Annotated in this window: 12 protein-coding genes; 8 read left to right on the top strand and 4 right to left on the bottom strand. The window is 71.7% G+C overall.

Going from position 1 to position 13,517, the window contains the following annotated elements; all coding sequences use genetic code 11:
* Positions 1 to 64 precede the first annotated feature (64 nt).
* Positions 65 to 1,471, bottom strand: a complete 1,407-nt coding sequence (locus tag AB852_RS20430; protein ID WP_073790620.1) for a metallopeptidase TldD-related protein — start codon at positions 1,469 to 1,471, stop codon at positions 65 to 67.
* Positions 1,468 to 2,991 carry a TldD/PmbA family protein gene (locus tag AB852_RS20425; protein WP_073790618.1) on the bottom strand — a complete coding sequence of 508 codons (1,524 nt, stop codon included), beginning with the start codon at positions 2,989 to 2,991 and terminating at the stop codon, positions 1,468 to 1,470. Before AB852_RS20425 ends, AB852_RS20430 begins: the two co-directional genes overlap by 4 nt.
* A gap of 326 nt (positions 2,992 to 3,317) precedes the next feature.
* Between AB852_RS20425 and fabG the strand changes: the two genes are divergently transcribed.
* From fabG to AB852_RS20410, 3 genes are all read left to right on the top strand, one after another.
* The gene (gene fabG / locus AB852_RS20420) at positions 3,318 to 4,034 is read left to right on the top strand and encodes a 3-oxoacyl-[acyl-carrier-protein] reductase (protein ID WP_073790616.1); all 717 of its coding nucleotides are present in this window, start codon (positions 3,318 to 3,320) and stop codon (positions 4,032 to 4,034) included.
* 5 nt (positions 4,035 to 4,039) lie between these two features.
* The gene (gene fabI, locus AB852_RS20415; protein ID WP_073790614.1) at positions 4,040 to 4,807 is read left to right on the top strand and encodes an enoyl-ACP reductase FabI; all 768 of its coding nucleotides are present in this window, start codon (positions 4,040 to 4,042) and stop codon (positions 4,805 to 4,807) included.
* Positions 4,808 to 5,041: 234 nt separating this feature from the next.
* Entirely contained in the window at positions 5,042 to 5,410 is a 369-nt protein-coding gene (locus AB852_RS20410) for a hypothetical protein (protein WP_073790612.1), read from the top strand.
* 56 nt (positions 5,411 to 5,466) lie between these two features.
* On the opposite strand, the gene AB852_RS20405 is transcribed toward AB852_RS20410, so the two are convergent.
* The gene (locus AB852_RS20405) at positions 5,467 to 6,180 is read right to left on the bottom strand and encodes a FadR/GntR family transcriptional regulator (RefSeq protein ID WP_073790610.1); all 714 of its coding nucleotides are present in this window, start codon (positions 6,178 to 6,180) and stop codon (positions 5,467 to 5,469) included.
* 78 nt (positions 6,181 to 6,258) lie between these two features.
* On the opposite strand from AB852_RS20405, the gene AB852_RS20400 reads away from it, so the two are divergent.
* The 4 genes from AB852_RS20400 (at position 6,259) to AB852_RS20390 (ending at position 8,852) form a co-directional block, all read left to right on the top strand.
* Positions 6,259 to 7,656, top strand: a complete 1,398-nt coding sequence (locus tag AB852_RS20400; RefSeq protein ID WP_079184842.1) for a CynX/NimT family MFS transporter — start codon at positions 6,259 to 6,261, stop codon at positions 7,654 to 7,656.
* Positions 7,657 to 7,726: 70 nt separating this feature from the next.
* Positions 7,727 to 7,843: an SGM_5486 family transporter-associated protein gene (locus AB852_RS41380; RefSeq protein WP_099279381.1), complete on the top strand. Its 117-nt coding sequence runs from the start codon at positions 7,727 to 7,729 to the stop codon at positions 7,841 to 7,843.
* A gap of 190 nt (positions 7,844 to 8,033) precedes the next feature.
* Complete coding sequence (locus AB852_RS20395; RefSeq protein WP_073790606.1) at positions 8,034 to 8,243, top strand: hypothetical protein; 210 nt, start codon at positions 8,034 to 8,036, stop codon at positions 8,241 to 8,243.
* Positions 8,244 to 8,327: 84 nt separating this feature from the next.
* Positions 8,328 to 8,852, top strand: coding sequence for a SixA phosphatase family protein (locus AB852_RS20390; RefSeq protein ID WP_073790604.1), 525 nt, complete (start codon positions 8,328 to 8,330; stop codon positions 8,850 to 8,852).
* Positions 8,853 to 9,379: 527 nt separating this feature from the next.
* Here the strand turns inward: AB852_RS20390 and serB are convergent.
* The gene (gene serB, locus AB852_RS20385) at positions 9,380 to 10,600 is read right to left on the bottom strand and encodes a phosphoserine phosphatase SerB (protein ID WP_073790602.1); all 1,221 of its coding nucleotides are present in this window, start codon (positions 10,598 to 10,600) and stop codon (positions 9,380 to 9,382) included.
* 321 nt (positions 10,601 to 10,921) lie between these two features.
* Between serB and AB852_RS20380 the strand changes: the two genes are divergently transcribed.
* Entirely contained in the window at positions 10,922 to 13,441 is a 2,520-nt protein-coding gene (locus AB852_RS20380; protein ID WP_073790600.1) for an ABC transporter ATP-binding protein/permease, read from the top strand.
* Positions 13,442 to 13,517 lie beyond the last annotated feature (76 nt).

The raw sequence follows: 13,517 nt of genomic DNA, 5'->3' as shown, positions 1-13,517 counted from the left end.
GCAGCGTGTGGGGTGGGCGGCGGCACATACCCGGGCGCCCCGCCGGTCAGTCTAGCTTCGGGGGTCAGACCCCCTGGCTCACCGAGCTCATGTTGAAGTCCGGCACGCGCAGCGCGGGCATCGCCGCCCGAGTGAACCAATCGCTCCATTCCCTGGGCAACGTCTTTTCGGTCCGTCCGGCCTCGACGGCCCGCCCCAGCAGATTCACCGGCGACTCGTTGAAGCGGAAGTTGTTGACCTCCCCGACGACCTCGCCGTCCTCCACCAGGTACACGCCGTCCCGGGTCAGCCCGGTCAGCAGCAGCGTCGCCGGATCGACCTCGCGGATGTACCACAGGCAGGTCAGCAGCAGGCCCCGGCCGGTCGAGGCGACCATCTCGTCCAGCGAGCGGTCCGCACCGCCGTCCAGGATCAGGTTCCCGATCGCCGGGGCGACCGGCAGCCCGGTCAGCTCCGCGCTGTGCCGGGTGGTCACCAGCCGGGACAGCGACCCCTCGCTGATCCAGTCGGTCGCCGTGAGCGGCAGCCCGTTGTCGAACACCGACGAGTCACCGCCGGAGGAGTGGGCCAGCACGAACGGCGCCGTCTCCAGCCCCGGCTCATGGGGGTCGCTGCGCAGCGTCAGCGGCAGTCCGGCCAGTTTCTCGCCCACCCTGGTGCCGCCGCCCGGCGTCGAGAACACCGTGCGCCCCTCGGCCGCGTCCCGGCCCGCCGCCGACCAGTACTGGTAGATCAGCAGATCGGCCACGGCGGTGGGCGGCAGCAGCGTCTCGTAGCGGCCCGCGGGCAGCGCGATCCGCCGCTTCGCCCAGCCGAGACGCCGCGCCAGGTCGGTGTCCGTCTCCCGCGGGTCCACATCGGTGAAGTCCCGGGTCGACCGGCCCGCCCACGCCGACCGGGTACGGTCCGGCGACTTGGCGTTCAGCTCCAGCGTCCCCATCGGCTGGTCGTGCCGCAGCCGCAGCCCCGTCGAGGTGCCGAGATAGCTCGACACCTGCTCGTGGTTGGCGAAACCGTACAGTTCCCGGCCGCCCGCGCGGGCCGTCGCGAAGGCCTCACCGAGCGCCGGGGCGAAGTCCGCGAACACCGCGGACGAGGTCTCGTGCGGGGCGTCCGTGAAGCCAGGGGAGTGCGCCTGCCCCGACACCAGCGGCTGCGCGTCCTCGGCCGCGCCCCCGGCGCTCCGCGCGGCCTCCTCGGCGGCCCGCACCAGCGGCTCCAGATCGGCGGCGGTGACCGCCGACCGGGACACCACCCCGGACGCCGTGCCCCGCGCCCCGTCCACCGTCGCGATCACGGTGAGGGTGCGGCCCCGGGTGACCCCGTTGGTGGTCAGGGCGTTGCCCGCCCACCGCAGGTTCGCGGTGGAGTGCTCGTCCGCGATGACGACACAGCCGTCCGCCCGGGACAGCTCCAGCGCCCGCTCCACCAGCTCGTGCGGCTTCCCCAGCCGCCCCTTGCGCCCGCTCATCGCCCTGCCTCCTGCGTGGTGTTGAGGATGTTCACACCGCGGAAGAGCGCGGAGGGGCAGCCGTGGGAGACCGCCGCGACCTGGCCCGGCTGGGCCTTGCCGCAGTTGAAGGCGCCACCGAGGACATAGGTCTGGGGGCCGCCGACCGCGGTCATCGAGCCCCAGAAGTCGGTGGTCGTCGCCTGGTACGCCACATCGCGCAGCTGCCCGGCGAGCCTGCCGTTCTCGATACGGAAGAAGCGCTGCCCGGTGAACTGGAAGTTGTACCGCTGCATGTCGATCGACCAGGACCGGTCCCCGACCACGTAGACGCCCCGCTCCACCCCGCCGATCAGGTCCTCCGTCGACATGCCCGCCGGGTCCGGCCGCAGCGACACGTTCGCCATCCGCTGCACCGGGACATGCCCGGGGGAGTCGGCGTACGCGCAGCCGTTGGACCGCTTGAAACCGGTCAGCCGGGCGATCCGGCGGTCCAGCTGGTAGCCCACCAGGGTGCCGCCCCTGACCAGGTCCCAGGACTGCGCGGCCACCCCCTCGTCGTCGTAGCCGATCGTCGCCAGCCCGTGCTCGGCGGTGCGGTCACCGGTCACGTTCATGATCTCGGAGCCGTACCGCAGCTTGCCCAGCCGGTCGAACGTCGCGAAGGACGTGCCCGCGTACGCCGCCTCGTAGCCGAGCGCCCGGTCCAGCTCGGTGGCGTGCCCGATCGACTCATGGATCGTCAGCCACAGGTTCGACGGGTCGACGACCAGGTCGTACAGCCCGGCCTCGACGCTCGGCGCGAGCATCTTCTCGGCGAGCAGCTCGGGGATGGTCTCCAGCTCACCCGCCCAGTCCCAGTGGTCCCCGGTCAGATACTCCCAGCCACGTCCGGCCGGGGGCGCCAGCGTCCGCATCGAGTCGAACTCGCCCGTCGACTCGTCCACCGCGACCGCCGTGAACTCCGGATGCAGCCGGACCCGCTGCTGGGTGGTGACCGTGCCCGCCGTGTCCGCGTAGAACTTGTTCTCGTGGACGGTGGTCAGGGCCGCGTCCACATGGCTCACCCCCTTCGCGGCCAGCAGCTTCGCGCTCCACTCGGCGAGCAGCCCCGCCTTCTGTTCGTCCGGCACCGCGAACGGGTCCACCTCGTACGCCGACACCCATGTCCGGTCGGCGTGCACCGGCTCCCCGGCCAGCTCCACCCGCTCGTCCGACCCGGCCGCCTCGATGACCCGCGCCGACAGCTTCGCCATCGCCACCGCCTGGGAAGCCACCCTGGCCGCCGCGTCCATCGTCAGGTCCACCCCCGACGCGAACCCCCAGGTACCGCCGTGCACGACCCGGACCGCGTAGCCCAGGTCCGTGGTGTCCGAGGACCCCGACGGCTTGGCGTCCCGCAGCCGCCAGGACGCGCTGCGCACCCGCTCCAGCCGGAAGTCCGCGTGCTCGGCCCCCAGCGAGCGGGCCCGCGCGAGCGCCGCGTCGGCGAGTGCCCGCAAGGGCAGCGCCGTGAAGGCTTCGTCGATCGAATGTGGCACGGAGGATCTCCCGAGGGGCGTGAGGGTGTGGTGCGGGCGGACGGCCGGAGCACTCCGCGGGACGGACGGGACGGGCCGCCGTCCCCGCCGACCGGCCCGCCCCGATCATGTCCGACGGGGGTCCCGAAGGCCACCTCCTGGCGGGTACCGGACGGTGCCGTTCTGTAGGGTCCCGACAGCGGGCCCTCCCCGTCGCTGTCGGTGGCCGATTCTCTCCGTGCGGGACGGTACCGATAGGTTTTCGAAGGGTCGGTCACCAGGACCCGCCGCCACCGGCGGCGGCCGGGACCACCGCGTCAGCAGACCGCTATCGAAAGGGTGATCCGTTGAGCCGCTCGGTTCTCGTCACCGGAGGAAACCGGGGCATCGGCCTCGCCATCGCCCGCGCGTTCGCCGAGGCCGGCGACAAGGTCGCGATCACATACCGCTCGGGTGACCCCGAGGCCCTCACGGCCCAGGGCTTCCTCGCCGTCAAGTGCGACATCACCGACACCGAGCAGGTGGAGCGGGCGTACAAGGAGATCGAGGCCGAGCACGGCCCGGTCGAGGTGCTGATCGCCAACGCCGGGGTCACCAAGGACCAGCTCCTGATGCGGATGTCCGAGGAGGACTTCACCTCCGTCCTCGACACCAACCTCACCGGCACGTTCCGGGTCGTGAAGCGTGCCAACCGGGCGATGCTGCGCGCCAAGAAGGGCCGTGTCGTCCTGATCTCCTCCGTCGTCGGGCTGATGGGCTCCGCGGGGCAGGCCAACTACGCCGCCTCCAAGGCCGGCCTCGTCGGCTTCGCCCGCTCCCTCGCGCGGGAGCTCGGCTCCCGCAACATCACCTTCAACGTCGTCGCGCCCGGCTTCGTCGACACCGACATGACGCAGGTGCTCAGCGAGGAGCAGCGCGCGGGCATCGTCAAGCAGGTGCCGCTCGGCCGTTACGCGCGGCCCGAGGAGATCGCCGCCACGGTGCGGTTCCTCGCGTCGGACGACGCCTCGTACATCACTGGAGCCGTCATCCCGGTTGACGGCGGACTGGGAATGGGTCACTGATCAGCATGAGCGGAATCCTCGACGGCAAGCGCGTCCTCATCACCGGGGTGCTGCTGGAGTCGTCCATCGCCTTCCACACCGCGCGTATCGCGCAGGAGCAGGGCGCCGAGATCATCCTCACGGCCTTCCCGCGCCCCACCCTCACCGAGCGCATCGCGAAGAAGCTCCCCAAGCCGACCAAGGTCATCGAGCTCGACGTCACCAACGACGAGCACCTGGGGCGCCTCGCGGACGTGGTCGGCCAGGAGCTGGGCGGGCTCGACGGGGTCGTGCACTCCGTCGGCTTCGCCCCCCAGGACGCCCTCGGCGGCAACTTCCTCAACACCCCCTTCGAGTCCGTCGCCACCGCCATGCACGTGTCGGCGTTCTCGCTGAAGTCGCTGACCATGGCGTGCCTGCCGCTGATGCGCGACGGCGGCTCCGTCGTCGGTCTGACCTTCGACGCGCAGTACGCCTGGCCGCAGTACGACTGGATGGGCCCCGCCAAGGCGGCCCTGGAGGCCACCAGCCGCTACATGGCCCGTGAACTGGGCAAGCAGCAGATCCGCTGCAACCTCGTCTCGGCCGGTCCGATCGGTTCGATGGCCGCCAAGTCCATCCCCGGCTTCGAGGACCTGGCGAAGGTGTGGGACAGCCGCTCCCCGCTGGAGTGGGACCTGAAGGACCCGGAGCCCGCGGGCAAGGGCGTCGTCGCCCTGCTGTCCGACTGGTTCCCGAAGACCACCGGCGAGATCATCCACGTCGACGGCGGGCTGCACGCCATCGGCGCCTGAACCACCCGGCCGGCCCCTCGCCCGGCCCTCCGGTGTCACCGACGACGCCCCGTTCCCGCACCGCGCGGGGACGGGGCGTCGCCCGTTCGGGTCAGCAGCGCAGGCGGACGGGGGGCCGAACGGGGCAGGCTGGAACACGCGTTCCCGTGTCCCGCCCAAGACGCGGTGCTTCCCTTGTGGTGCAGCCGCGGCACACCTCACCGTGCGTCGCCGTACAGCCGAGGAGGTTCCCTTGTGCGCTTGTCACATGGATTCGTCCCGCTGCTCGCCGTACTCATCTTCCTGACCTCGCTGCCCGCGGGCGCCGTCCCGGGCGGGATCGACCCCGATCCCGGGCCCGAACGGTCCACCCGCGCCGAGGGCGACTTCGGCCGGTCCGGCGCCGAGTGCCGTACCAGTGTCGAGGGCGCCGAGGCCGTCACGTACTGCCACAACCCCTACCCGGCCGTCTACCGGGTCAGCCTGCACATCGAGTGCGTCCAGTGGTGGGACATCGACGTCGACGGCAGCCCCGTCGAGGTGGGTCCGGCCGGGACGGTACGGCTCACGGGCCGCTGCTGGGAGGGCATCGCGTCGGTGTGGGTCACCGAGCAGCGGGTGTGACGGACGGACCGGTCTGACAGACGGACCGGCCGACCGGCCGGTCGTAGCCGTGCCGATCAGCGTGCCGACCGCCCCGTGCCGGGTGCCGGGGCCGTGCCGTGGGTGCGATGCCAGCACTTCAGGGCGTACGCGGCGGCCTCGGCGGCGGCCGTCTCCTGGTCACCGGCCCGCACGGCGTCCACCAGCCGCGCGTGGTCCATATGGGCGTCCGGCGTCAGCTCCGCGCCCACACCCTCCCGCAAGCGGTCGCGCAGCACCTCGCCGAGGTCCGCGTACATCGCCGTCAGCACATCGTTGTGGGACGCGGCGACGACCGCCAGATGAAAGGTCGCGTCGGCGGTCACGAACCGCTCCGTGTCCCCGGAACCCCAGGCCTCCTCACGGCGCGCCAGCAGCGCGTCGAGCTGCCCGAGGTCACGCTCCGTACGGCGCTGCGCGGCCAGCCGGGCCGCGCTGGACTCCAGCGTGGAGCGCAGCTCGGCGATGTGCAGGGGGTCGGCGTCCGCGAACCTGCGCTGCATCACCCCGGCCAGCTCGCTGGTCGCCACCACATACGTACCGGAGCCCTGCCGGATGTCCAGCAGACCGTTGTGCGCGAGCGCCCGGACGGCCTCCCGGACGGTGTTCCGCGCCACACCGAGCTGCTCGACCAGCTCCGGCTCGGTCGGGATACGGGAGCCCACCGACCACTCACCCGAGGTGATCTGCGCCCGCAACGCCGCGATGACCTGCTCGGACAGGGCCGATCGTCTGGGATGGCTGAGCGGCATACGGCGTCGGTCCTTCGCTCGGTGTTGTGAGGCAGGCAACGGAACGACCAATCATCCCATGATTCTATGATGGGTGTCATGCAGAGCGAGGACATCCCCACGAGCAGCTCCACGGCCGGTTCCGTGACCGCCCCGACCACCGGGACGCGTCCGCGGTCCGCCGGGACACCCGTCGCCCCGCGCCCCGGCGCTGCCCCGGCCCCGGGCGGCGAACCGCTCGTCCCCACCGGTCCGGACCCGCGCACGGGCCAGGCTCCCGCCGCACGGCGCTGGACCGTCCGGCTGATGATCATCGGCATCGTCCTCGCCGCGCTGAACCTCCGCCCCGCCATCACCAGCTTCGGCGCCCTCCTCGAAGAGGTACGGGTGGGCCTCGGTATGAGCGGCAGCCTCGCCGGACTCCTCACCTCCGTCCCGCCCCTGTGCTTCGCCGTGTTCGGGATCATGGCCCCGCGCCTCGCCCGCCGCTTCGGGCCCGCCGCCGTGGTCTGCGCGGGCATGGCCGCGGTCGCGCTCGGGGTCGCGATCCGCCCCTTCCTGGGCGGCACCGCCGGATTCCTGGCCGCCAGCGCCCTCGCGCTGATGGGCATCGCGGTCAGCAACGTCCTCATGCCGGTGATCGTCAAGCGCTGGTTCCCCGACCGGGTCGGCTCCATGACCGGCCTCTACTCCATGGCGCTGTCGCTGGGCACCGCGGGCGCCGCCGCCGTGACCGTCCCCCTGACCGACGCGCTCGGCGGCAGCTGGCGCACCGGACTCGCCCTGTGGGGCGCGCTCGCCGTGGCGGCCGTCGTGCCCTGGCTGCCGCTGGTCCGCGAGCGGGGCCGTACGGGGGAGCCCCGTACCGGACGGACGGCCGCCGCCGCGCCCGCGTCGGACGGGCTGCGGATCACCCGCAGCCGCACCGCCTGGGCCCTCGCCGGATTCTTCGGCCTCCAGGCCACCGCCGCGTACATCACCATGGGCTGGATGCCGCAGATCTTCCGCGACGCGGGCGTCCCCGCCGGTACGGCCGGGCTGCTGCTCGCCGTCACCATGGCCATGGGCGTACCGCTCGCGTTCGTCATCCCCCGGATCGCCACCCGACTGCCCCACCAGGGCCCGATCGTCGCCGTACTGGGCGTCTGCGGGCTCGCCGGATACGCCGGGCTGTACCTCGCCCCCGCCTCCGGCGCCTGGGCCTGGGCCCTCCTCCTCGGGATCGCCAACTGCGCCTTCCCGCTCGCCCTGACCATGGTCGGGATGCGGGCCCGCACCGCCGCCGGAGTGGTCAAGCTGTCCGCGTTCGCGCAGAGCGCGGGATATCTGCTGTCGATCCCCGGTCCGCTGCTCGTCGGTGTGCTCTACCAGCACAGCGGTGGCTGGGGGCTGCCGATCGCCCTGATGGCGGGCCTGATGATCCCCCAGATCACGATGGGTGTGCTCGCCGGACGCAACCGCACGGTCGAGTCCGAGCTGGCGGCGGCCAAGGGCTGACCCTCTCCTGGGGAGTCGCGGGGGCGACCCCCGGAGGGAGCCCGCGCCGGTCCGGTGCGAGACTGGGCCCATGCCTGTTCTCGACCCGAACCCCCAGAACGGCCAGAAGAAGCTGGTGCTCGTCTTCAGCGCCATGCTGGCCATCACCGTAGTCATCGGCGTCATCGCCACGATCGCGTCCCCCTGACCCGGAACCCCGGCCGCCCCGGCCCCCGGGATCTGCCCGGGGGTGGGGGTAGCCCCCCTGTCCCCTAGGGGGCCAGGGTCAGGGTCAAGTGGGTGGATCTCCGGATGGGTTGAGCACGCCGCGCTCCGTACTGTCGAACCATGGCCGCGGACCTGCGGCCGACCGACCGTCGAGGATCCACGGAGGCGTCATGCCGGTCCGACCGTACGCCCGGACATCCAGCCCCGTGTCCACGCCCCGCGCCGGGATCCGGCTGCCCTGGTGGGCCCTGCTGCTGCCCGCCGCCGCCTTCGTGATCCTCCTCGGGCTGATCCTCAACCCCGCCGAGGCCCAGGCCGCGACCGCCGAGCCGGGCGCCACCCAGCTGCTGGAGCGCGTCAGGGACCTGCTGGCCCGATAGCCCTCGTGGCACCCCCGGAAACCGTGGGGAACGGCCGGTCAACTCCCTGCGCCCGGTAACAGGTTTCATGCGAAGCTGGAACACATGAGCGTCGCAGAACCCCGCAGGATCGTCGTTTTCCGGCACGCCAAGGCCGACTGGCCCGACGTCGCCGACCACGAGCGCCCGCTGGCCGAGCGCGGACGGCAGGACGCCCCCGTCGCCGGACGCAGGCTCGCCGACACCGGAATCTCCTTCGACCTGGCCCTCTGTTCCACCGCGGTCCGTACCCGCGAGACCTGGAAGCTGGCGGTCCACGAGCTCCCGCATCGACCGCGGACGGTCTACGAGGAGCGGATCTACGAGGCGTCGCCGGGTGAGCTGATCACCCTGCTGAACGAGACCCCCGACGAGGCGCGGAACGTTCTCCTGATCGGCCACAATCCTGGGGCGCAGGGGCTCACCCAGGTGCTCGCCGGCTCCGCCGAGGGTGACGCCGCGGAGCGGCTCGCGGGGCGGGGTTTCCCGACCTCCGCGTTCTCGGTGCTCACGTTCACGGGTTCCTGGAAGACCCTGGAACCCGAGTCGGCCACCCTCACGGGGTACTGGGCCCCCGGCCGGACCCCCTGACCCACCCCGTCCGTACCTGCGGCTGAGCGGCCCCCAGGTGGGTGCCTCGTGCTGTTGCTGCCCGGGTGCGGGCCGGTTCTCGTTTCGCGCGGTTCCCCGCGCCCCTGTCGGGGCGCCATCTGCTTGTTCTTCGGGTCGGTGCCGGCCCCGCACCCGACCGACAGCCTCAAGAGGCGCCCCCGAAGGGGCGCGGGGAACTGCGCAAAAACGAGGACAGCCCCGCACCCGAAGAGCAACCGCAATGGGGCAGCATCCAGGGGCGCGGGGAACTGCGCGAGCAACCAAGGGCCACCCGCACCCGCACCCGAACGGGAACCGGAAGCGGCACGTCCTCAGGGGCGCGGGGAACTGCGCACCCACGAACGACCTGTGCGGGAACAAGTACGCCCAGCACAGGCACCCGGAGGCGCGAGCGAAGGCGACCCGCGGGGAACTGCGCACCCCACGAGCGACGACACAGGGACAAGCACGCCCCGCACAGGAAACCCCGGGGCGCGAGCGAAGGCGACCCGCCGGGGGAAGACACCTCAAACCTGGACGGAGTCCTCGTCGTGGATGTCCGCCGCCTCGACCTCGTCCCGCGTCACCCCGAGCAGATACAGCACCGTGTCGAGGAACGGCACGTTCACCGCCGTATGCGCCGCCTCCCGTACCACGGGCTTCGCGTTGAACGCCACCCCGAGCCCGGCCGCGTTCAGCATGTCGAGGTCGTTCGCCCCGTCCCCGATCGCCACCGTCTGGGACAACGGCACCCCGGCCTCCGCCGCGAACCTCCGCAGCAGCCGCGCCTTGCCCGCCCGGTCGACGATCTCGCCGGTGACCCGCCCGGTCAGCTTGCCGTCCACTATCTCCAGCGTGTTGGCCTGCGCGAAGTCGAGTCCGAGGCGCTCCTTGAGGTCGTCCGTGACCTGGGTGAACCCGCCCGACACGACCCCCACCTGGTAGCCGAGCCGCTTGAGCGTACGGATCAGGGTCCGGGCACCCGGCGTCAGCCGCACCTCGCTGCGGACCTTCTCCACCACCGACGCGTCGAGCCCCGCCAGCAGCGCCACCCGCGCGTGCAGCGACTGCTCGAAGTCCAGCTCCCCGCCCATCGCCGCGGCCGTGACCTCCGCGACCTGCTCCTCGCAGCCGGCGTGCGCCGCGAACAGCTCGATGACCTCGTCCTGGATCAGGGTCGAGTCGACGTCCATCACCACCAGCCGCTGCGCCCGGCGGTGCAGCCCCGCCGACACCACCGCGATGTCCACGCCGAGCGCGGCGGACGCGGTCGCCAGCTCCGTGCGCAGGGCCTCGGTACTCGCACCGGACACCGCGAATTCGACGGCCGTCACCGGATACTTGGCGAGGCGGAAGATCCGGTCGATGTTGCCGCCGACCGCGGTGATCCTGGACGCTATGCCCGCCGTCGACTCCGCGGTGAGCGGGTGGCCGAGGACGGTCACGAGGGAGCGGCCGACACCGCGCGGGCGGTTGTCACCGTGGCCGGAGATGATCTCGGCCTGCATCTTCATGGACTGGGCCCAGCCGTGGACGGTCACCCGCAGATCGCCCGCGAGCCCGTGGGGCGGCTCGGTGACGAGGGCGCACAGGGTGATGCGGCCCCGGGTGACGACCTGCTCGATGTCGACCACGTCGACGGAGTAGGCGGCGAGGGTGTCGAAGAGCCCCGCTGTGAGACCGGGGCGGTCCCTGCCGAAGATCTTGACCAGGAGAGTGGGAACGTCTGAGGTCTGCGAAGCGCTCATGGTGCTTCCACGGTATCCGGCGCCCCCGCCGGACGCGCGAGCGGTCCGGTTGCCGGACAGCCGCACCTCCCGCCGCGCACCGCGTGCCCCGCCCGCACCCCGCGTCCCGTATCGGTGCCCGCACCCGAGGCCCCGCCCGACCGTCCCCCGGCACCCGTCCGACCGCCCGCCCGGCCCCGGTCGGACCGTCCGCCGGGCCCCGGTCCGATGGCCCGACTTTCGAATAGAGGGCTGAGCCTGAAATAGTTCCCCACATTGTTCGCCATCCCTAAACTCCCCATGACGGGGGACTAATCGGGGGACACAGCAGTGGGGCATGGAGTGCCGGAACTCGTAGTGGAAGTGAACGGACGGACCTGGACGCTCGACCCGTCCAGGCCGTTGACCCTCGGACGTGATCCGCAGGGGGACATCGTGCTCGACGACGCCAGGGTCTCCTGGCGGCACGCCACGATCAGCTGGAACGGCCGGACGTGGGTCGTCGAGGACCACGGCAGCACCAACGGCACCTTTGTGCAGGGCCATCGGATCCATCAGGCGGACATCGGCCCCGGAGCGGCCGTCCACCTCGGCAACGGCAACGACGGCCCGCGGATCGATCTGCGGACCGCCGGCGCCCCGGCCGCCGCGCACCAGCAGGCCGCCCCTCAGCAGGGCGCGTCCGCGCAGCAGCAGGCGTGGCCGGGACAGCAGCCGCAGCAGGCCCCGGGCGCCCAGGACTGGCAGCAGCAGCCCGCCCAGCAGCCGCCCGCCCAGCAGGTACCGCGGCAGCAGGGGCCCGGCGGGGCCGGTGCGGCGGGCGCGCCGCCGGTGTACGGCGACCGCAGCCCCACCACCTTCCACCAGCTCGCCCTCGGCCGGGTCATGCGGATCGGCCGTGCGCTGGAGAACGAGCTGGTCGTCTCCGACCTCCAGGTCTCCCGCCACCACGCCGAGTTCCACGCCACCCCCGACGGCCGGTTCCAGATGCGGGACCTCGGGTCCCACAACGGCACCTACCTCAACGGTATGCCGATCGCCAAGGGCGGCACCGTCCTGCTCGGCCCGACCGACATCGTCGGTGTCGGCCACTCGACGTTCCGCCTGGTCGACGGCCGGCTGGAGGAGTTCGTCGACACCGGCGAGATCTCCTTCTCGGCCCGCCATCTGACGGTCACCGTCGACGGCGGCAAGCAGATCCTCAAGGACGTGTCCTTCGGCGTCCCGGAGAAGTCCCTGATCGCCGTCATCGGCCCGTCCGGCTCCGGCAAGTCGACGCTGCTCAAGGCGCTCACCGGCTACCGCCCCGCCGACCGGGGCGATGTCCTGTACGACAACCGGAACCTGTACAAGCAGTTCGCCGAGCTGCGTCAGCGCATCGGACTGGTCCCGCAGGACGACATCCTGCACAAGGAGCTGACCGTCCGGAAGGCGCTGAAGTACGCGGCGAAGCTGCGCTTCCCCGCGGACACCAGCGAGCAGGAGCGCGAGCAGCGCATCGGTGAGGTGCTGCGCGAGCTGAAGCTGGACATCCACAAGGAGAAGCGGGTCAGCTCCCTGTCCGGCGGCCAGCGCAAGCGGGTGTCGGTGGCGCTGGAGCTGCTGACCAAGCCGTCGCTGATCTTCCTGGACGAGCCGACCTCGGGTCTCGACCCGGGCATGGACCGCGATGTGATGCAGCTGCTGCGCGGGCTCGCGGACGACGGGCGCACGGTCCTGGTGGTCACCCACTCGGTGGCCGAGCTGGCGCTCTGCGACAAGCTGCTGGTGATGGCGCCCGGCGGGTCCGTCGCCTACTTCGGCCCGCCCGAGGAGGCCCTGAACTTCTTCGGCTACAGCAGCTGGGCCGATGTGTTCTCCGCCTTCGAGAACTACCGCGACTACGACTGGGCGGGCCGCTGGAAGGGCTCGCAGCACTACCAGATGTACGCCGCGGACATCGACGCCGTGGCCCCGCAGTCGGTGCAGCCGCCGTCCCCGCAGACGGTGCGCCCGCCGAAGCCGCAGAGCTGGGGCTCACAGCTGCTCACCCTGATCCGCCGCTATGTCACGGTGATCGCCTCGGACAAGGGCTTCATCGCCCTGATGCTGATCCTGCCGGCGGTCCTGGGCGCGGTCAGTCTGCTGATCAAGCCCGACCAGGCCATGCTGCCCAATCTGCCGGACGCGGACGGCACCATCACCCCGAACGGCACCGCCACCACGGTCCTGCTGATCCTCGCCGTCGGCGCCTGCTTCGCGGGCGCCGCGAACTCCGTCCGTGAGCTGATCAAGGAACGGGTCATCTACGAACGGGAGCGGGCCACCGGTCTGTCCCGGTCGGCGTATCTGATGTCCAAGGTCGTCGTGCTCGGGATGATCACCGTGCTCCAGGGCGCGATCGTGGGCGGTATCGGCTTCACGATGCGTGACATCCCGGAGGAGGGGGTCGTCCTCGGCGGGTTCACCCTGCTGGAGCTGTGTCTGCCGGTCATGGCGCTCGGCTTCACCTCGATGATGTTCGGTCTGATCATCTCCGCGCTGGTCAAGACGGCCGAGAAGACCATGCCGCTGCTCGTGATGTTCGCGATCGTCCAGATCGTCTTCACGGGCTGCCTGTTCACCCTGAACGGCGCTGTCGGTGTCAACGAGCTGTCCTATTTGATGCCGTCCCGCTGGGCCGTCGCGGCGGCGGGCGCCACGCTGAACCTCAATGTCGTCACCCCGAACACCGACGACCCCGGCAACACCGACCCGCTGTGGGACCACACCGCCGGGACCTGGCTGCTGGACATGGGGGTCCTGCTGCTCCTCGGGGCGCTGTGCGGCCTTCTGGTGGCCCACTTCCTGCGGCGCCACGAGCCGGAGGTCATGCGCAAGTAGGTCACCGACCGACCCGGGACGGCCGCGGAGGGCGACCCACCGGACGGCCGGCCCCACGAGAGACGCCGAGGGCGGC

This window comes from Streptomyces uncialis (assembly GCF_001905345.1).
Classification (GTDB): domain Bacteria; phylum Actinomycetota; class Actinomycetes; order Streptomycetales; family Streptomycetaceae; genus Streptomyces; species Streptomyces uncialis.
This window is presented reverse-complemented; position numbering and strand designations above follow the sequence as displayed.

What these genes read in the sequence shown, in the direction of transcription:
- AB852_RS20430 (WP_073790620.1), bottom strand. Translation starts at nt 1,471, where the DNA reads ATGAGCGGGCGCAAGGGGCGGCTGGGGAAGCCGCACGAGCTGGTGGAG.
- fabI (WP_073790614.1), top strand. Translation starts at nt 4,040, where the DNA reads ATGAGCGGAATCCTCGACGGCAAGCGCGTCCTCATCACCGGGGTGCTG.
- AB852_RS20405 (WP_073790610.1), bottom strand. Translation starts at nt 6,180, where the DNA reads ATGCCGCTCAGCCATCCCAGACGATCGGCCCTGTCCGAGCAGGTCATC.
- AB852_RS20400 (WP_079184842.1), top strand. Translation starts at nt 6,259, where the DNA reads ATGCAGAGCGAGGACATCCCCACGAGCAGCTCCACGGCCGGTTCCGTG.
- AB852_RS41380 (WP_099279381.1), top strand. Translation starts at nt 7,727, where the DNA reads ATGCCTGTTCTCGACCCGAACCCCCAGAACGGCCAGAAGAAGCTGGTG.
- AB852_RS20395 (WP_073790606.1), top strand. Translation starts at nt 8,034, where the DNA reads ATGCCGGTCCGACCGTACGCCCGGACATCCAGCCCCGTGTCCACGCCC.
- AB852_RS20390 (WP_073790604.1), top strand. Translation starts at nt 8,328, where the DNA reads ATGAGCGTCGCAGAACCCCGCAGGATCGTCGTTTTCCGGCACGCCAAG.
- serB (WP_073790602.1), bottom strand. Translation starts at nt 10,600, where the DNA reads ATGAGCGCTTCGCAGACCTCAGACGTTCCCACTCTCCTGGTCAAGATC.